At 58.7% G+C, this 18,834-nt stretch carries 20 protein-coding genes; 18 read left to right on the forward strand and 2 right to left on the reverse strand.

Features of this window, described 5'->3' with window-relative positions; all coding sequences use genetic code 11:
* The first annotated feature begins 16 nt into the window (after positions 1–16).
* The 4 genes from glyA to G6041_RS18760 all read left to right on the forward strand — a co-directional run bounded on the left by glyA (position 17) and on the right by G6041_RS18760 (position 3,400).
* Positions 17–1,270, forward strand: coding sequence for a serine hydroxymethyltransferase (gene glyA, locus G6041_RS18745; RefSeq protein ID WP_007897240.1), 1,254 nt, complete (start codon positions 17–19; stop codon positions 1,268–1,270).
* A gap of 71 nt (positions 1,271–1,341) precedes the next feature.
* Positions 1,342–1,704, forward strand: a complete 363-nt coding sequence (locus G6041_RS18750; protein ID WP_012124031.1) for a MerR family transcriptional regulator — start codon at positions 1,342–1,344, stop codon at positions 1,702–1,704.
* 55 nt (positions 1,705–1,759) lie between these two features.
* Positions 1,760–2,137 (forward strand): carboxymuconolactone decarboxylase family protein, encoded by a 378-nt coding sequence (locus tag G6041_RS18755; RefSeq protein ID WP_007897242.1) that lies wholly within the window; start codon positions 1,760–1,762, stop codon positions 2,135–2,137.
* Between the two features lie 123 nt (positions 2,138–2,260).
* A complete protein-coding gene (locus tag G6041_RS18760; RefSeq protein ID WP_041460410.1) occupies positions 2,261–3,400 on the forward strand; it encodes a 3-phenylpropionate MFS transporter in 1,140 nt (379 codons plus the stop codon).
* Here G6041_RS18760 and csiE read toward each other — a convergent pair.
* Complete coding sequence (gene csiE, locus G6041_RS18765) at positions 3,397–4,677, reverse strand: stationary phase inducible protein CsiE (protein WP_029590932.1); 1,281 nt, start codon at positions 4,675–4,677, stop codon at positions 3,397–3,399. The two genes, G6041_RS18760 and csiE, sit on opposite strands and share 4 nt — an antisense overlap.
* Positions 4,678–4,802: 125 nt before the next feature.
* On the opposite strand from csiE, the gene G6041_RS18770 reads away from it, so the two are divergent.
* Complete coding sequence (locus G6041_RS18770) at positions 4,803–5,450, forward strand: DUF1007 family protein (protein ID WP_041460411.1); 648 nt, start codon at positions 4,803–4,805, stop codon at positions 5,448–5,450.
* On the forward strand, positions 5,441–6,418 hold the full coding sequence (locus tag G6041_RS18775) for a nickel/cobalt transporter (protein WP_012124034.1): 978 nt from the start codon (positions 5,441–5,443) through the stop codon (positions 6,416–6,418). The genes G6041_RS18770 and G6041_RS18775 overlap by 10 nt, the downstream gene beginning before the upstream one ends.
* Positions 6,419–6,634: 216 nt before the next feature.
* Here G6041_RS18775 and suhB read toward each other — a convergent pair whose 3' ends face one another.
* Entirely contained in the window at positions 6,635–7,438 is an 804-nt protein-coding gene (gene suhB / locus G6041_RS18780) for an inositol-1-monophosphatase (protein ID WP_004385922.1), read from the reverse strand.
* A gap of 121 nt (positions 7,439–7,559) precedes the next feature.
* Here suhB and trmJ point away from each other — a divergent pair, with 121 nt between their 5' ends.
* The 12 genes from trmJ (at position 7,560) to G6041_RS18840 (ending at position 18,798) form a co-directional block, all read left to right on the forward strand.
* Positions 7,560–8,297 (forward strand): tRNA (cytosine(32)/uridine(32)-2'-O)-methyltransferase TrmJ, encoded by a 738-nt coding sequence (gene trmJ, locus G6041_RS18785; protein ID WP_007870043.1) that lies wholly within the window; start codon positions 7,560–7,562, stop codon positions 8,295–8,297.
* A 131-nt stretch (positions 8,298–8,428) separates the two neighbouring features.
* Positions 8,429–8,917: a Fe-S cluster assembly transcriptional regulator IscR gene (iscR, locus tag G6041_RS18790; RefSeq protein ID WP_004385924.1), complete on the forward strand. Its 489-nt coding sequence runs from the start codon at positions 8,429–8,431 to the stop codon at positions 8,915–8,917.
* A 116-nt stretch (positions 8,918–9,033) separates the two neighbouring features.
* The gene (gene iscS / locus G6041_RS18795; protein ID WP_007777299.1) at positions 9,034–10,248 is read left to right on the forward strand and encodes a cysteine desulfurase; all 1,215 of its coding nucleotides are present in this window, start codon (positions 9,034–9,036) and stop codon (positions 10,246–10,248) included.
* A 28-nt stretch (positions 10,249–10,276) separates the two neighbouring features.
* A complete protein-coding gene (iscU, locus tag G6041_RS18800) occupies positions 10,277–10,663 on the forward strand; it encodes a Fe-S cluster assembly scaffold IscU (RefSeq protein WP_004385925.1) in 387 nt (128 codons plus the stop codon).
* Positions 10,664–10,687: 24 nt separating this feature from the next.
* Positions 10,688–11,011 (forward strand): iron-sulfur cluster assembly protein IscA, encoded by a 324-nt coding sequence (gene iscA / locus G6041_RS18805; RefSeq protein WP_004385926.1) that lies wholly within the window; start codon positions 10,688–10,690, stop codon positions 11,009–11,011.
* 81 nt (positions 11,012–11,092) lie between these two features.
* Positions 11,093–11,608, forward strand: coding sequence for a co-chaperone HscB (gene hscB / locus G6041_RS18810; protein WP_007897252.1), 516 nt, complete (start codon positions 11,093–11,095; stop codon positions 11,606–11,608).
* A 15-nt stretch (positions 11,609–11,623) separates the two neighbouring features.
* Positions 11,624–13,474 carry a Fe-S protein assembly chaperone HscA gene (gene hscA, locus G6041_RS18815; RefSeq protein WP_012124038.1) on the forward strand — a complete coding sequence of 617 codons (1,851 nt, stop codon included), beginning with the start codon at positions 11,624–11,626 and terminating at the stop codon, positions 13,472–13,474.
* Positions 13,475–13,476: 2 nt separating this feature from the next.
* Entirely contained in the window at positions 13,477–13,812 is a 336-nt protein-coding gene (gene fdx / locus G6041_RS18820) for an ISC system 2Fe-2S type ferredoxin (protein WP_004385928.1), read from the forward strand.
* A gap of 1 nt (position 13,813) precedes the next feature.
* Positions 13,814–14,014 carry a Fe-S cluster assembly protein IscX gene (gene iscX / locus G6041_RS18825; RefSeq protein ID WP_012124039.1) on the forward strand — a complete coding sequence of 67 codons (201 nt, stop codon included), beginning with the start codon at positions 13,814–13,816 and terminating at the stop codon, positions 14,012–14,014.
* A gap of 63 nt (positions 14,015–14,077) precedes the next feature.
* Positions 14,078–15,364 carry an aminopeptidase PepB gene (gene pepB, locus G6041_RS18830; protein ID WP_012124040.1) on the forward strand — a complete coding sequence of 429 codons (1,287 nt, stop codon included), beginning with the start codon at positions 14,078–14,080 and terminating at the stop codon, positions 15,362–15,364.
* A 318-nt stretch (positions 15,365–15,682) separates the two neighbouring features.
* Positions 15,683–16,480, forward strand: coding sequence for an enhanced serine sensitivity protein SseB (sseB, locus tag G6041_RS18835; RefSeq protein ID WP_012124041.1), 798 nt, complete (start codon positions 15,683–15,685; stop codon positions 16,478–16,480).
* Between the two features lie 209 nt (positions 16,481–16,689).
* The gene (locus G6041_RS18840) at positions 16,690–18,798 is read left to right on the forward strand and encodes a M48 family metallopeptidase (protein ID WP_012124042.1); all 2,109 of its coding nucleotides are present in this window, start codon (positions 16,690–16,692) and stop codon (positions 18,796–18,798) included.
* Positions 18,799–18,834: the final 36 nt, after the last annotated feature.

Below are 18,834 nucleotides of genomic sequence, written 5' to 3' on the forward strand. Positions count from 1 at the left end.
GAGTCAGGAGATGCGGATGTTAAAGCGTGAAATGAACATTGCCGATTATGATGCCGAACTGTGGCAGGCTATGGAGCAGGAAAAAGTACGTCAGGAAGAGCACATCGAACTGATCGCCTCCGAAAACTACACCAGCCCGCGCGTGATGCAGGCGCAGGGCTCTCAGCTGACCAACAAATATGCCGAAGGTTATCCGGGCAAGCGCTACTACGGCGGCTGCGAATATGTGGATATCGTTGAGCAACTGGCGATTGACCGCGCGAAAGAACTCTTCGGCGCTGACTACGCTAACGTGCAGCCGCACTCCGGTTCCCAGGCCAACTTCGCGGTCTATACCGCGCTGCTACAACCGGGCGATACCGTTCTTGGTATGAACCTGGCGCAGGGCGGCCACCTGACCCACGGCTCCCCGGTTAACTTCTCCGGTAAGCTCTACAACATCATTCCTTACGGTATCGACGAGTCCGGCAAAATCGATTACGAGGATATGGCGAAGCAGGCGAAAGAGCACAAACCGAAAATGATCATCGGTGGTTTCTCCGCGTACTCCGGCATCGTTGACTGGGCAAAAATGCGTGAAATCGCCGACAGCATCGGCGCATACCTGTTCGTCGATATGGCGCACGTGGCGGGCCTGATTGCCGCAGGCGTCTACCCGAACCCGGTTCCGCACGCGCACGTCGTCACCACGACCACCCACAAAACGCTCGCTGGCCCGCGCGGCGGTCTGATCCTCGCCAAAGGCGGCAGCGAAGAGCTGTACAAAAAACTGAACTCTGCCGTGTTCCCGAGCGCGCAGGGCGGCCCGCTGATGCACGTTATCGCGGCGAAAGCGGTCGCGCTGAAAGAAGCGATGGAGCCGGAGTTCAAAACCTACCAGCAGCAGGTGGCCAAAAACGCCAAAGCGATGGTGGAAGTGTTCCTGAACCGCGGCTACAAAGTGGTTTCCGGCGGTACGGAAAACCACCTGTTCCTGCTGGATCTGGTTGATAAAAACCTGACCGGTAAAGAAGCGGACGCCGCACTTGGCCGCGCCAACATCACCGTTAACAAAAACAGCGTGCCGAACGATCCGAAGAGCCCGTTCGTCACCTCCGGCATCCGTATCGGTTCTCCGGCGGTCACACGTCGCGGCTTTAAAGAAGCCGAAGTTAAAGAGCTGGCAGGCTGGATGTGCGACATCCTGGATAACATCAATGACGAAGCGGTTATCGAGCGCGTCAAAGGTAAAGTACTGGATATCTGCGCACGCTTCCCGGTTTACGCGTAAGCGTTCACTTACCGCTGAAGGCCGCCTCGCGCGGCCTTTTTTTATGGGGCAATGGTAGGCAGGAGACGGTCATGCGTATTCAGGCATTCGCGACGCTGACGGGGCTTGGCGTTTATACGCTGCGCTATTACGAAAAGCTGGGGTTGTTGGTGCCGGCGCGTAATGCGAGCGGGCATCGCGACTATTCTCGTTCGGATCTCGACTGGGCGGCGTTTATCAAACGGCTAAAGGCGACCGATATGCCTCTTGAGGAGATCCAGCGTTACGCCCTCTTGCGCGCGCAGGGGGAGACGACCGCTGGCGCACGCCGTGAACTGCTGGCGCATCACGCGCAGCGGCTCGAAGCCCGGCTCGCGGAGCAGGCTGACCATCTGGCGCGCCTGAAAGAGAAAATGGCCTATTACGATGAAACGCTGTTAAAAAACAGCGCTTGACCTGGAGTTAACTCGAAGGCTTACCGTTATCTCAACCACACAAAAGGAGAACGGTATGACTTCATCACGTTACGAGGCAGGCCTCGCGCGGCTGTCTGAAATCGACGGCGCGGCAGGGGAAAATGTCATTAAAGCGCTGGCCGATATCGCGCCGGATCTGGGGCGCTACGTCATTGAATTCGGCTTTGGCGATATCTACAGCAGGCCGGGGCTGTCGCTGAAAAGCCGGGAGCTCGCGACCGTCGCGGCGCTTACCGCGCTTGGCCACGCGCAGCCGCAGCTGGCGGTGCATCTGCACGCGGCGCTGAATGTCGGCTGCACCCGCGAAGAGATTATTGAAGTCATCATCCAGATTGCGCTCTATGCCGGTTTCCCGGCGGCGCTGAATGCGATGTTTACCGCCAAAAAGGTCTTTGCCGAGGCGGGCATATAACAGGACAGGCCGCTGCGGCGGCCTCATTACGCAGTAAAAGCGAATTGTTATTAACGTGTTATGCATCGCTTGCAACCCCTGCGCTTTCCCGCCAGACTAACGCCTGCGAAACGGGAGGGAATCATGGTGTTGCAATCCACGCGCTGGCTGGCGCTCAGCTATTTCACCTATTTTTTCAGCTACGGTATTTTCCTGCCGTTCTGGAGCGTCTGGCTCGCAGGCGTCGGCGTCGCGCCGGAAACTATCGGCCTATTGCTCGGCTCCGGCCTGATTGCACGTTTTCTTGGCAGCCTGCTGCTGGCACCGCGCGTCAAAGATCCTTCCCGTTTAGTGTTTGCGCTGCGCCTGCTTGCATTGCTGACGCTCGTTTTCGCGCTCGGCTTCTGGTTCGGGCATCAGACCGCCTGGCTGTTTGTCGTGCTGGTGGGCTTTAACCTCTTTTTCTCGCCGCTGGTGCCGCTCACCGACGCGCTCGCCGCCACCTGGCAGCGTCAAATAGCGATGGATTACGGGCGAGTGCGGCTGTGGGGATCGCTGGCGTTTGTGATTGGCTCGGCGCTCACCGGCAAGCTGGTAAGCGTCTACGATTACCGCGCTATTCTGGCGCTGCTGTCGCTCGGCGTGGCGTCAATGCTTATCGGGATGCTGCTGAAACCGTCCGTGATGCCGAAGGGCGAAGCGCGTCATAACGAGGCCGCAGGCTGGCCGGTATGGCGCAAGTTAATGGTTGAAAACTGGCGTTTTCTCGCCTGCGTAAGCCTGCTTCAGGGCGCGCACGCGGCCTACTACGGCTTCAGCGCCATTTACTGGCAGAGCAAAGGCTATTCCGCCTCGGTCGTGGGGTATCTGTGGTCGCTCGGCGTGGTGGCGGAAATTATCATCTTCGCGCTCAGTAAACGGCTGTTCAGCCGGTTTGGCGCGCGCGATCTGCTGCTGCTCTCCGGCGTGCTGGGGATTATCCGCTGGGGAATGATGGGCTGGACGACCGCGCTGCCGTGGCTCATCGTGGCGCAGATCCTGCACTGCGGGAGCTTCTCCATCTGCCATCTGGCGGCGATGCGCTATATCGCCGCCCGCGAAGGCTCGGAAGTCATCCGGCTACAGTCGGTCTACTCCGCCGTCGCGATGGGCGGCGGGATTGCGGTGATGACCGTCTTTGCAGGCTTCCTGTATCAGCACCTTGCAGGCGGCGTCTTCTGGGTGATGGCGCTGGTTGCGCTGCCCGCGCTCTTCCTGCGCCCGAAAGTCGTGGCGCGCGCTTAAGCCTCCAGAATCTCGCGTATCCGCTGCTGCTGGTGTTCACCGAGCGGCAGCGTCGCGTGAATGAGCGGCGGCGAGAAGAGCGGCAGCGAGGTGGTGTATGGCGTCACAATCAGCGCCACCTCTTTCGGCGCGCCTTCCTGCTGAAAGGTATGCAGCGTCAGATGTTTGATGTTGAGCGGCAGCAGGGTAAGTTCCCGTAGCTGCTGCTCGATTTCCGCCTCAAGCGCAGGGTCGTTGCCCGTCAGCAGCAGCACCTGTTTTTCATGCAGATCCGCCTCCTGCATCAGCCACGCGCCGAAAATCACCGCCACCAGCCCGACTTCTTCATCAGAAAACGTCACCCGGTACTCTTCCTCAAAGCTATCAAACGCTTTGCGGGTGGTGCGCATCAGGCGCGGGTAGAGACGGTTAATCTCTTCCGGCAGCGCGTTATCGATGCCGATGCCGAACAGGCTGCGGTCAAGCGCCTGGCAGAGATGAATATAGAGCTGATCCGCAAGTCCCTGCTCATCGCTGAACGCCATGCCGGAGAGCTCGCGAAAGCGGGCAATCAGCGAAAGCACGGCGTGACGCAGTCGGTGATCTTCCGGGTGCGCGTCGCGCAGCGGATCGGGCGTGCGCAGCATCATAAAGAGCAGCGCCAGAAAGCAGTGTTCGTTCACGTGCGGCGACTGCGCGACGCGGCGCTGCCAGTGGCGGACTATCTCCTGCGCGGCGAGAAACTCGGCGCGAGCGCGCATCCAGAGCTGTTGCGGTTCGGTGAATTCCGGCGTCTGGCCGTAATGGTGCTGCACCAGGCAGTATTGCAGGTAGAGACGCAGGAACTGCACGTCGCGCGGCTCGAACTGGCGGTTCAGGCGACGCGCGCAAAGGTTGACCAGCGCGTGTAAATTCGTATCGTCATACAGCGCTGTCGCGATGCCGTGCTGGCGAAGCTCGTTTTTCAGCGCGGGCGTGAAATGCTGCTGGATAAACTCGGGGCACAGGCGCAGCGCCCGGCGCAGCCAGTGCAGCAGGCAGAGGCGTCTGTCTAACGCCGTGCCTTCAATCCGGTAGCTGCCGTCCTGCTGGGTGATAATACTCAGGCGGTGATACCGCTTAATTTCGTCGCCGGTTTCGGCAATGTCCTGACGGGCGATGGCGCCGTCAACGCCATTCAGCCGGCCTAACATTTCCGGCGTGATGGTTTGCCCCGGCAGATAGAGCATTAAAAGTACCTGGCAGCGGCGCTGCGGACTGGAGAGCACAGATGGTGGAGGGCAGAGCAGAGTCATCATCCGTTTTGTCCAGTGAGTGAGAATATTGCTAAGAATAGCTAAAGGATTATTGAATGCCGTTCAGGGTGCCCAGTTTGATCGCGGAATTCTGGCTGGCTCACAGAATTTTTCGCCAGAGGAAGATAATGAGCGCTCGTCTTTACCGGTTAATGTGTGCTGCGGCTGTAGTATCGCTGTTTCCGGCGCAGGAGGCGCTGGCGCATCCGCACAGCTTTATCTCGTTGAAAACCGACATCATCAGCGAAGCGGGGCAGATAACGGCGCTGAAAATGCGCTGGAAAATGGATGAAATCACTTCAGCAGATCTACTGTATGACGCGGGCGACGCCGCGCCCGGTTCGCCGGTGTGGAAAAAGCTGGCGGCGGAAGTGATGGCCAATGTTATCGGGCAGCACTATTTCACCGAGTTCTGGCACAACGGGCAGAAGGTGAAATTCGCCGCCACGCCGCTGGCGTATGGTCTGGCACGCGAAGGGCATCAGGCGGTGCTGACCTTTACGTTGCCGCTCGCGCATCCGCAAAAAGCCTCGGGCGCGCGCTATACGTTCGCCACGTTCGATCCTACCTATTATGTGTCGATGAGTTATGACGCACCGGGCGATGTGACGCTCAATGATGAGCTGCGCGAGCGTTGCAAGGTGGCGGTGAAAACGCCGCAGCCGGATGCGGCCGTGCAGGATTTCGCGCTGTCGCTCGATAAATCTGACGCGCCGCCGGAAGATATGGATTTAGGCAAACAATTTGCTCAGGAGGTGACGTTGCAATGTCAGTGATTTCAACGCCGCTCGCAACCCGCCGCTGGCTGCACTTCTGGCCGCTGGCGCTGTTTGTTGTGCTGGCGCTCGGCGCGGGCGTCTGGCTGTGGCTTGAGTGGCCGCAGGTGCTGATGAAAAGCACTGTCTGGCAGCGCGATATTAACCGTGAGATGAGCGGGCTGCTTCAGCAGGTAGCGGAAAACCCGACGCGCGCGGGCAGTTCGCTGCTGCTGTTTAGCCTGGTTTATGGCGTGCTGCACGCGCTGGGGCCGGGTCATGGCAAAGTGGTGATCGCCACCTGGCTTGCCACACATCCGTCGCGCCTGAAAACCAGCCTGCAACTGACGTTCGCGTCGTCATTACTGCAGGGGCTGGTGGCGATTGCGCTGGTGACGGTAGTGCTGACGGTGCTGGCGCTGCCCGCGCGGCAACTGCATTTGAGCGGGTACTGGCTGGAGAAGGGGAGCTATCTGCTGGTCGGCGCGCTGGGGTTGCTGCTTTGCTGGCGTGCGGTGAAAACGCTGCGCGGGCTGGTGCGGCGTCCGGTTTTTACCGCGTTTACGCCACATCATACGCACAGCGACACCTGCGGTTGCGGGCATCAGCATGTGCCGTCGCAGGCGCAGCTTGAACGCGGCGAAGACTGGCGCGCGAGGCTCATGGTGGTGCTCTCGATGGGGATGCGACCGTGTTCCGGCGCGCTGATGGTGCTGTTGTTCAGCAAGGTGATCGGCGTGTTTGGCTGGGGTGTTGCGTCGGCGCTGGCGATGGCGGCGGGAACGTCGCTGACCATCTCAGCCATCGCGCTGTTTGTGCACAGTTTCCGGCATCTGGCGGCGCGGCTCGGCGGGCAGAAAACGCCCCCGTTGTGGCGGCGGACGGGCGGAGCGACGCTGGCGCTTGCAGGCGGCGTGGTGTTGGTCGTCGCCGCGCTGGTGATGTGGTCCGGCACAGCGCCCGTCGCGCAGGGGTTGAGACCGTTTTAGACGCGGCACGGCGGGTGCGCATTCGCTTACCCGCCCTACGAGATTGGCGGGTTGAATGTGAGGTGGGTAAGCGCACCCACCGGGTCAGTCGGGATTTTGGCACGTAGGGTGGGTAAGCGCAGCGCACCCACCGGCTGACGAAATCTCACGCGCCAAAAAACCAATAAAAAAGGCAGGCCGCTTGCGCGTACCTGCCTTTTTCGTGCCGGGAAGCGATTAACGCTTCAGCGCTTCGCTCAGCTCATCGCGCATATTGCTAAGCATCGCTTTCACGACGCGCGGGTTACCGGCCACGATGTTGCCGGTCGTCAGATAGTTATGACCACCGACGAAATCGCATACCAGACCGCCAGCTTCACGTACCAGCAGTTCGCCCGCAGCGAAATCCCACGGCTTCAGGCCGATTTCAAAGTAACCATCCACACGACCTGCAGCCACATAGGACAGATCCAGCGCGGCGGAACCGGTGCGGCGGAAATCGGCACACTGGGTAAACAGTTTGGTCACGATATTCATGTACGGCGTGGCGTGCTGTTTGGCTTTGAACGGGAAGCCGGTCGCCAGAATGGTGCCGTCCAGATCGCGAGCGGTGCTGCCGCGCAGACGGTAGCCGTTAAGCTGCGCGCCCTGGCCGCGAACGGCGGTGAAGAGTTCGTTACGCATCGGATCGTAAACCACGGCGACTTCCGCGCGGCCTTTAATGCGTACAGCGATAGAAACGGCGAAATGCGGAAGACGTTTAACGAAGTTGGTGGTGCCATCCAGCGGATCGATAACCCATTGAATATCCTGCTCGGTGCCGGCGTGCTCACCGCTTTCTTCGGTGATGATGGTGTGTTGCGGGTAGGACTGGCGAATGGTGTCGATAATAATGCGCTCTGCGCCTTTATCCACGTTCGTCACAAAGTCGTTGCTGCCTTTCTGGCTGGTCTCTACGGCGTCCGGGGTTTCGTAGTTTTTGGCGATAAAATTTCCGGCCTTGCGCGCAGCACGCACGGCGATGTTGAGCATCGGATGCATCAGGTTTCTCTCACTGGATGTTAAAGAACGGGAAAACGGCGCGGATTATAGCAGAGGGTTCGGAATATGTCTCAGGTTTATGATAAGATGCGCTGATATTCTTTTCGGATACTGAGTCGCTATGCTGCAAAACATTCGTATCGTGCTGGTTGAAACCTCACACACCGGCAACATGGGTTCTGTTGCCCGCGCCATGAAAACCATGGGCCTCACCAACCTGTGGCTGGTTAATCCGCTGGTGAAACCGGATTCCCAGGCCATCGCGCTCGCCGCCGGTGCCAGCGATGTGATTGGCAACGCCAGCATCGTCGATACGCTGGATGAAGCGCTGGCGGGATGCAGCCTGGTGGTGGGCACCAGCGCGCGTTCGCGCACGCTGCCCTGGCCGATGCTCGATCCGCGCGAATGCGGGCTGAAAAGCGTTTCTGAAGCGACGCATGCGCCGGTGGCGATTGTATTTGGCCGCGAGCGCGTGGGACTGACCAATGACGAACTGCAAAAGTGCCACTATCACGTGGCTATCGCGGCGAACCCGGAGTACAGCTCGCTCAATCTCGCGATGGCGGTACAGGTCATAGCCTACGAAGTTCGCATGGCGTGGCTTGCCTCGCAGGACGCCCAAACGCCTGCGCCTGGTGAAGAAGAAACCCCGTATCCGCTGGTGGACGATCTGGAGCGTTTTTACGGTCATCTTGAGCAAGTTTTGCTCTCAACCGGCTTCATTCGCCCGAATCATCCCGGCCAGGTAATGAACAAATTGCGTCGTCTTTTTACCCGCGCACGCCCGGAAAGTCAGGAGCTTAACATCCTGCGCGGCATGCTGGCGTCGATAGAAAGCAGCCGTAATGAGAAGCCGTAATACTTGAGTAAAATACTCGGGTAAATAGTTGACCATTTTACTCGGGAATGTCAGACTTGCGCCTGCTATGCAATACCCCCATTTTCATAAAAACCCCCGCGTCGAGGGGCGAGCTTGAGGTTAAGTAAGACATGAGACTGACATCTAAAGGGCGCTATGCCGTGACCGCAATGCTGGACGTTGCGCTCAACTCCGAATCCGGTCCGGTACCGTTGGCAGATATTTCTGAACGTCAGGGTATCTCCCTTTCTTATCTGGAGCAGCTGTTCTCTCGTCTGCGTAAAAATGGCCTGGTGGCCAGCGTGCGTGGTCCGGGCGGCGGTTATCTGCTGGGTAAAGACGCGGGCCAGATTGCGGTCGGTGAAGTAATTAGCGCCGTTGATGAGTCTGTCGATGCGACCCGTTGTCAGGGCAAAGGCGGCTGCCAGGGCGGCGATAAATGCCTGACCCACGCGCTGTGGCGCGATCTGAGCGACCGCCTGACCGGTTTTCTGAACAACATTACCTTAGGTGAACTGGTGAACAACCAGGAAGTGCTGGACGTCTCTGACCGTCAGCATAATGAAGCCCATCGCCCGACCCGCGCTCAGGACGCTATCGACGTTAAACTGCGCGCTTAAAAAAATAATACGCTTTTCCCGAATCAGGCCAGGAAGCTCCGGCATCCTGTAGACTGCGGCGTACATCCAGCCGGCTGCCTGATTCACCGCTTTGAGATGTACGGAGCTTAAGAGCAATGAAATTACCGATTTACCTCGATTACTCCGCGACCACGCCGGTGGACCCGCGCGTCGCCGAGAAAATGATGCAGTTTTTAACGATGGACGGAACCTTCGGTAACCCGGCCTCCCGCTCCCACCGTTTCGGCTGGCAGGCGGAAGAGGCGGTGGATATCGCCCGTAACCAGGTGGCCGATCTGATTGGCGCCGACCCGCGCGAAATCGTCTTTACCTCTGGCGCGACCGAATCCGATAACCTCGCTATTAAAGGTGCGGCCAATTTCTACCAGAAAAAAGGCAAGCACATCATCACCAGCAAAACCGAGCATAAAGCGGTGCTGGATACCTGCCGTCAGCTGGAGCGCGAAGGCTTTGAGGTGACTTACCTCGCCCCGCAGAGCAACGGCATTATCGATCTCAAAGAACTCGAAGCCGCGATGCGTGACGACACCATCCTGGTGTCCATCATGCACGTGAACAACGAAATCGGCGTGGTGCAGGATATCGCGACCATCGGCGAGATGTGCCGCGCGCGTGGCATTATCTATCACGTTGACGCCACCCAGAGTGTCGGCAAACTGCCTATCGACCTGACCCAGCTGAAAGTGGACCTGATGTCCTTCACCGGCCACAAAATCTATGGCCCGAAAGGCATCGGCGCGCTCTACGTGCGTCGTAAACCGCGTATCCGTATCGAAGCGCAGATGCACGGCGGCGGTCACGAGCGCGGCATGCGTTCTGGTACGCTGCCGGTTCACCAGATTGTCGGCATGGGCGAAGCCTATCGTATCGCGAAAGAAGAGATGGCGAGCGAAATGGAACGTCTGCGCGGTCTGCGTAACCGTCTGTGGAACGGCATTAAAGATATCGAAGAAGTTTACCTGAACGGCGATCTTGAGCAGGGCGTTCCGACCATTCTGAACGTGAGCTTCAACTATGTTGAAGGCGAGTCGCTGATCATGGCGCTGAAAGACCTTGCGGTATCGTCGGGTTCCGCCTGTACCTCTGCGAGCCTTGAGCCGTCTTACGTGCTGCGCGCGCTGGGTATGAATGACGAGCTGGCGCACAGCTCTATCCGTTTCTCTCTGGGCCGTTTCACGACTGAAGAAGAGATCGACTACACCATCGAACTGGTTCGCAAATCTATCGGCCGCCTGCGCGACCTCTCTCCGCTGTGGGAGATGTTTAAGCAGGGCGTGGATTTAACCACCATCGAATGGGCTCATCATTAATCGGTATCGGATTCAGGAGAAATAACACATGGCATACAGCGAAAAAGTCATCGATCATTACGAAAACCCGCGCAACGTCGGCTCTTTTGACAACAACGACGACAACGTCGGCAGCGGCATGGTCGGCGCGCCGGCGTGCGGCGACGTGATGAAGTTGCAGATCAAAGTCAACAATGAAGGTATCATTGAAGACGCACGTTTCAAAACCTACGGTTGCGGCTCCGCTATCGCGTCCAGCTCGCTGGTCACCGAGTGGGTCAAAGGCAAATCCCTGGACGAAGCGCAGGCAATTAAAAATACCGACATCGCAGACGAACTCGAACTGCCGCCGGTAAAAATTCACTGCTCTATCCTGGCGGAAGACGCCATCAAAGCCGCTATTGCGGACTATAAAAGCAAACGTGAAGCAAAATAATCATTGATGAGTTGAGGTTGTAGTATGTCGATTACCCTTAGCGACACCGCCGCCGCGCGCGTCAACGCTTTCCTGGCCAACCGCGGTAAAGGTTTTGGCCTGCGTCTTGGCGTTCGTACGTCCGGCTGTTCCGGCATGGCCTATGTGCTGGAATTTGTTGACGCACCGCAGCCAGAAGATACGGTGTTCGAAGACAAGGGCGTGAAGGTGGTGGTCGATGGTAAAAGCCTGCAATTCCTTAATGGCACTCAGCTGGACTTCGTCAAAGAAGGCCTGAACGAAGGGTTTAAATTCACCAACCCGAACGTTAAAGATGAGTGCGGCTGCGGCGAAAGCTTTAACGTCTGATAGTCTTTCCCGCCTCTCCCCGTCTGCGCCAGCCGCAGGCGGGGTATTTGCTTTATCACGTTGACTGACCCCGAGACTGTTATGGATTACTTCACCCTCTTTGGGCTGCAGGCCCGTTATGCGCTGGACAGTGCCCAACTGGCGGCTCGATACCAGGATCTGCAACGTCAGTATCATCCCGATAAATACGCAAGCCATTCCCAGGCCGAACAACTGGCGGCGCTCTCGCAATCTGCCACTATCAATCAGGCATGGCAAACGCTGCGCCATCCGCTGACGCGCGCGGAATATCTGCTCTCTCTGCACGGCTTTGATCTGGCGAATGAACAGCACACCGTGCGCGATACCGCGTTTCTGATGGAGCAACTGGAGCTTCGCGAAGCGCTGGATGAGATTGAGCAGGCCAAAGACGCCGATCGCCTCGAAGCCTTCGTCCGTAACGTTAAAGCAATGTATCAGGAACGCCACCAGCATATGGTCACGGAGCTGGACGACGGCGCGTGGGCGCAGGCGGCCGATACGGTACGCAAGCTGCGTTTTCTCGACAAGCTGTTAAGCCAGTCAGAACAACTCGAAGAAAAGTGGCTCGATTTTTAATTCTGGAAGCTCAACATGGCCTTATTACAAATCAGTGAGCCCGGCATGAGTAGCGCGCCGCACCAGCGCAGACTGGCGGCGGGCATCGATCTTGGCACTACGCATTCGCTGGTCGCGACGGTTCGCAGCGGCCAGCCGGAAACGCTGGCAGACCATCAGGGGCGTCATCTGCTGCCGTCCGTGGTGCACTACCAGGCACAGGGCTACAACGTCGGGTACGACGCCCGCGCCCAGGCGGCGGACGATCCGGTAAACACCATCAGCTCCGTAAAGCGCCTCATGGGCCGCTCCCTTGCCGACATTCAGGCGCGCTACCCGCATCTGCCATATCAGCTGCGCGCGAGCGAAAACGGTCTGCCGATGATCGACACGCCGGCAGGGCTGTTGAACCCGGTACGCGTCTCCGCCGATATTCTCAAAGCCCTCGCCGAACGCGCGCGCGAAGCGCTGGCAGGCGATCTCGACGGCGTGGTCATCACCGTTCCGGCCTATTTTGACGATGCGCAGCGCCAGGGCACTAAAGACGCCGCGCGTCTTGCCGGGCTGCATGTGCTGCGCCTGCTTAATGAGCCGACCGCGGCGGCGATCGCCTACGGCCTTGATTCCGGTCAGGAAGGCGTTATCGCCGTCTACGATTTAGGCGGCGGCACGTTTGATATCTCCGTGCTGCGCTTAAGCCGCGGCGTGTTTGAAGTGCTGGCGACAGGCGGTGATTCCGCGCTCGGCGGCGACGATTTCGACCATCTGCTGGCGGATTACATTCGCGAGCAGGCGGGTATCGCCGATCGCAGCGACAACCGCATTCAGCGCCAGCTGCTCGACGCCGCCACCCAGGCGAAAATCGAACTCAGCGACGCCGATGTCGCGCAGGTGAATGTGGCAGGTTGGCAGGGCAGCATCACCCGCGAGCAGTTCAATGAACTTATCGCGCCGCTGGTCAAGCGCACGCTGCTCTCATGCCGTCGCGCGCTGAAAGACGCGGGCGTGGAAGCAAGCGACGTGCTGGAAGTGGTGATGGTCGGCGGTTCGACCCGCGTGCCGCTGGTGCGCGAGCGCGTCGGCGAGTTTTTTGGCCGCACGCCGCTCACCTCCATCGACCCGGATCGCGTGGTCGCCATCGGTGCCGCTATCCAGGCCGATATTCTGGTGGGCAACAAGCCGGACAGCGAAATGCTGCTGCTGGACGTTATCCCGCTGTCGCTCGGTCTTGAAACCATGGGCGGCCTGGTGGAGAAAGTCATCCCGCGCAATACCACGATCCCGGTGGCGCGCGCGCAGGAGTTCACCACCTTTAAAGATGGCCAGACCGCGATGGCGATTCACGTCATGCAGGGCGAACGTGAGCTGGTGCAGGATTGCCGATCGCTTGCGCGCTTTACGCTGCGCGGCATTCCGGCGATGCCCGCGGGCGGCGCGCATATCCGCGTGACCTTCCAGGTGGATGCCGATGGCCTGCTGAGCGTGACGGCGATGGAGAAATCCACCGGCGTTGAAGCGTCTATTCAGGTGAAACCGTCCTACGGGCTGACCGACGGCGAAATCGCCAGCATGATTCAGGACTCCATGAGCTTTGCCGAGCAGGACGTGCAGGCACGCATGCTCGCCGAGCAAAAAGTGGAAGCCGCGCGGGTGCTGGAAAGCCTCGACGGCGCGCTGAAAAGCGACGGTGCGCTGCTTAGCGCGGCCGAGCGCGCCGCCATTGATGACGCGATGGCGCAACTGCGCGCCGCCGCGGAAGGCAATGACGCCAGCGCCATTGAAGACGCCATAAAAAATACAGATAAACAGACCCAGGAGTTTGCCGCTCGCCGCATGGATGAATCCATCCGTCAGGCGCTGAAAGGCCACTCCGTTGACGAGGTTTAATAATGCCTAAGATTGTTTTTTTGCCTCATCAGGATCTTTGCCCTGATGGCGCAGTACTGGAAGCGCAAAGCGGTGAAACCATTCTTGACGTTGCGCTGCGCAACGGCATTGAAATTGAACACGCCTGTGAGAAATCGTGCGCCTGCACCACCTGCCACTGCATCGTGCGTGAAGGTTTCGATTCGCTGCCGGAAAGCACCGAAGATGAAGACGACATGCTGGATAAAGCGTGGGGTCTGGAGCCGGAAAGCCGTCTGAGCTGCCAGGCGCGCGTCACGGACGAAGATCTGGTGGTGGAGATGCCGCGTTACACCATCAACCACGCCAGGGAGCATTAATATGGGACTGAAATGGACCGACAGCCGCGAAATCGGCGAGGCGCTGTATGACAGCCGCCCGGACGTGGACCCAAAAACCGTGCGTTTTACCGATATGCACCAGTGGATCTGCTCTCTCGAAGAGTTCGATGACGATCCACAGGCCTCTAATGAAAAGATTTTAGAGGCTATACTGCTGGTCTGGTTAGACGAAGCAGAATAACGTAACGGGCTGCCAGAAGGCGGCCCGTTTTCGTTGCGCATCAGGCAATATAAGGAAAATAAAATGACCGAAGCCATGAAGATTACCCTTTCCCACGAGCCTGCCGATGCTCGCTGGGGTGAAAAAGCACTGTACAGTTTTACGCAGGACGGTATCGCGCTGCACCTGACGGGCAAAGACGATCTCGGTTTGATTCAACGCGCCGGGCGCAAAATCGACGGCCAGGGGCTTAAACACGTTGAGCTTGCCGGCGATGGCTGGGATGTGGAGAAAAGCTGGGCGTTCTGGATGGGCTATCGCGGCCCGAAAGGCAAACGCACCGTCACCTGGGCGCCGCTTGACGACGCGCAGCAGAAAGAGCTGAACAACCGCCTGAAAGTCATCGACTGGGTGCGCGATGTCATCAACGCCCCGGCGGAAGAGATGGGCCCGGAGCATCTGGCGCAGCGCGCCGTGGATCTGCTGGCGGATGTCGGCGGCGAGCGCGTGAGCTACCGCATCACCAAAGGCGAAGATTTGCGCGAGCAGAACTACATGGGGCTGCATACCGTAGGCCGCGGCTCTGAGCGTCCGCCGGTGCTGCTGGCGCTTGATTTCAACCCGACGGGCGATGCGAACGCGCCGGTCTTTGCCTGCCTCGTCGGCAAAGGCATTACGTTTGACTCCGGCGGTTACAGCATCAAGCAGACCGCGTTTATGGATTCGATGAAATCCGATATGGGCGGCGCGGCGCTGGTGACCGGCTCGCTGGCGTTCGCGATTACGCGCGGCCTGAACAAGCGCGTGAAGCTTATCCTCTGCTGCGCGGATAACATGATTAGCGGCAACGCCTTCCGTCTGGGCGACATCATTCGCTACCGCAACGGCAAAACCGTGGAAGTGATGAATACCGACGCGGAAGGGCGTCTGGTGCTGGCGGACGGGCTGATTGACGCCAGCGCCCAGAAGCCGGCGCTGATTATCGACGCCGCGACGCTGACCGGCGCGGCCAAAACGGCGCTCGGCAACGATTACCATGCGCTGTTCAGCTTTGACGACGCGCTGGCGAACCGTCTGCTGCAAAGCGCGCAGGCGGAAAACGAAGCCTTCTGGCGTCTGCCGCTGGCGGAATTCCACCGTAACCAGTTGCCGTCGAACTTTGCTGAGCTCAACAACACGGCGGGTGGCGCGTATCCGGCGGGGGCCAGTACGGCCGCCGGTTTCCTGTCGCACTTTGTGGAAAATTATCAGCAGGGCTGGCTGCATATCGACTGTTCTGCCACGTATCGTAAAGCGGCGGTGGAGCAGTGGGCGGCGGGCGCGACCGGTATCGGCGTGCGCACGCTGGCGAATCTGCTGACCGCCGAGTAACGGCGGGGCGTGTTAGGGGCGTGGCGGGTGCGCTTTGCTTACCCGCCCTACACACGAAGCCTCATACCCTGTACGGCGGGTGCGCTTTGCTTACCCGCCCTACGCACGAAGCCTCACCCCCTGGAAACAAAGTTTTATTCCTGTAGGGTGGGTAAGCGAAGCGCACCCACCAACGCGATAATAATGTGAAGCGATGATTGCGCTGCCTTTATCTGCCTTACATCCCTGTTAGCGCGATGCCCAGGTTCCCCCTCTCCGGCAGGCGAGGGCCGGGGCGAGAGGCTTTTCTCTCGCCCATTACTGACAAATACAAACGCTATGTCCGAAACGAAAAACGAAAACAACGCAGAAAAAAACGAACTCGAAACCCTGCTGGAAAAGGCCGCGGCGGAGCCTGCGTTCCGTCCGGCGTTTTTCCGCACGCTGCTGGAATCCACCGTCTGGGTGCCAGGCGAAGCGGCGGATGGCGAAGCGGTGGTCGCTGAAAGCGCGGTGGATCTTCAGCACTGGGAAAAGGACGACGGCACGTCGGTGATCCCTTTCTTTAGTTCTCCTGCGGCGCTGGAACAGGCAGTCGAAGGCGAGCAGGCGTTCGTGGCGATGCCGGTGCGCACGCTCTTTGAAATGACGCTCGGCGAAACGCTGTTCCTTAACGCCAAACTGCCGACCGGCAAAGAGTTCACCCCCAATGAGATTCGCCACCTGATAAGCCCGGAAGGCTCCGCGCTCAGCCAGCAGGAAGTGCTGGAAGGCGGCGCGTCGCTGCTGCTTTCCGAAGTCGCTGAACCGCCAGCGCAAATGATCGAATCATTGACCGTGCTGTTCAAAGAGATGAAAACGGTAAAACGCGCGTATCTGTGCCTTTTAAAAGAACATGCCGACGAGCCCGCGAACTATCTTATCGGCATTGAGGCGGATGGCGACATCGAGCCGGTGATTAACGCCGCTGGTAGCGTGGCGACCGACACCCTGCCGGGCGACGAGCCGGTGGATATCTGCCAGGTGGTGGAAGGCGAGAAGGGCATCAGCCACTTTATGATGGCGCACCTGACCCCGTTCTACGAGCGCCGCTGGGGCAGCTTCCTTCGCGATTTCAAACAAAACCGCATTATCTGAACCTCTCTTCACGCGGCGCCCAATGCCGCGTTTTTCTTTCTCGTTAACACCTTGTTTTCAGTAGCAAGCCAAATTCTGGTAGGCCCGCCTGCGGGCTCGCTTTGTTAAGCTTTCGGCCTTCTGCGCCCCTCATTACGTTTATCCACGCTTTCGCTGCCTGAATTCATGGGCGGGCGCCGTTTCTGTTTTCATCGCACAAGGGCCATACCATGCATAAAAAGAGCGTCGTTTACCTCTTTTTAATTCCACTGATCCTGTTTTGCTATGCCACCTGGCAACACTGGCGTGTCAGCCATGTGCTGGAGCGCGCGCAGTATGAAACGCAAGTCGTTGAAACCGCGAGCAAGTCGCCGCGCGCGACGCTGACGTATCGTCACGATGGTCAGGAGACGGAAATGCCCGCCATCGACGCGCAGGAGCGGGCGCAGGCATATCTTGCGGAGAATCGTGACTGGATTGATGCGGCGGATGTTGAGCTGTTTCTGGCGCGCGGGGGGATGCTCTTCGCCTTTATCAGCCTGATGATTAACGCCGCGACCGTAGCGCTTTGCCGCTTTTGCGTGGCGCAGGGGCAGCGTTCGCAGGGCGCGTTACTGCGCGCCTTCTGGCTGTGCCGACTCCTGCTGCCTTTTATTATGGCCGCGCAGCTGGTGGTCGGCGCGGTTTATCAGTTCAGTATTATTTTTTACGAAGTCGTCTGGGCTGCAGTTACTTTTAAGCCGAACATTAACGCTTTTACGATAGGCCTTTACCTTCTGATGATGGCAGGCGTCGTGTTCTGGGTGTTCTGGCACATATTGAAAGTCATGGTGAAATGCTTCGCGCTTTTCCGCCCAATGGCGAAGCCGATAATGGGACACCGACTCAGTCGTCACGACGCGCCTGCGCTCTGGCAGGCAGTAGAAGCACTGGCCAGCGGCCCTGGCGCTGTGGTGCCGGATAATATCGTCGTGGGGCTGACGGACAATTTCTACGTCACCGCAAACCCGCTTCTGCTTGATAATGGCGAAACGGTTACCGGACAGACGCTCTATTTTCCGCTTACCTGGGCGGCGTTGCTAAGCCCGGAGGAGATGACAGCGGTCATCGGCCATGAACTGGGCCACTTCTCGGGTAAAGATACTGAATTCAGCCAGCGGTTTTTGCCGGTTTATGACGGCTTTAGCCGCAGCCTTGACGTGCTCGATCCTGATGACGGGAAAAAACCGTACGTGGGACGGGTTGAGTTACGCACGGCACTGTACAGCGCGCATTACTTTCTTGAGCAGTTCCACAGGCTGGTCATGATGTGGCGCCAGCGACGCGAACATGCTGCAGACGAGGCGGGCGCGCAGGCCAGCTCGCCAGAGGCGCTTGCCTCAGCGCTGTTGCGCATTGTGGCGCTAAGCGGCCCGGTGAATGCGTATCTGGAGGCCGTTTATCAGGCGCAGGTACAAACCGATAATGTGGCGGCAACGCTGCTGACGCATCTTAGCGGACATCCCGTGCCGGACCCGCGCGAGTATCTGGAAAACGAAATATCGCACCCTTATGACTCCCACCCGTCGTGCCGTGCGCGCATTGAAGCGCTGGGCTGCTCGGTCGAGCTGGCGGCGATTCAGGCTTCACGTCCGGTAAGCCTGCAGAATTACGAACATTTGCACGCATTGTTCACCAACACCGATGAGCTGGCGCGTTCGCTGACCGCCACACTGACTGGCCGGGTTGCTGAGCAACGCAATGCCTGGCGCGACGAATTACAAACCGTGGTGCAGGCCGTCTCTGGCGAGAAGGTCATTTATTCCCGCCGCCGTATTTCGCGCGGCGGCGTGCTGACCATCGTGACGTTTGTGTCGATGCTTGTGGCGTTTCATGCCGATCGCGAGTGGCAGTTTCCGCCCGGTAAGCGGGAATGGGCGGGGCTTATCATTACGCTGATATTTGCGTATTTCATCTGGCTTGGCGTCAGGAGCGTGCTGCGTTTCTGGCGCGAAAGCAAAGCGCCATTGCTGGTGTTAACCCCACAACATTTGATTTTCCGTGAATTAAAAGAACCTGTGCCATTTTCAGCGCTGACCAGTTATCTGTTCATGGCAGCAAAAAAGGAAATGATGATAGGCCTTGAATATAAAGAGGGCTATCAGCCACCTGCATTGGCTGGCGCGCGCTTTCGGCCTTACCGCTACGTGAATAAAAAAGAGCGTCTGATGCTGCTGGATGCAGATGGCAAGCTGTATGACGCCGACAACAATCCGGTTTCACAGGAGGCGCTGATGGAGATGATCGAAATGTATTTCCATGCCCCTGATGTAAAGGCGCAGCTCGATACGATGCAGTAACCCATCGGCCCCGTCAGAGGGCTGTGGGAGGAGGCG

The organism is Cronobacter sp. HA18003, from assembly GCF_011605905.1.
GTDB lineage: Bacteria > Pseudomonadota > Gammaproteobacteria > Enterobacterales > Enterobacteriaceae > Cronobacter > Cronobacter sakazakii.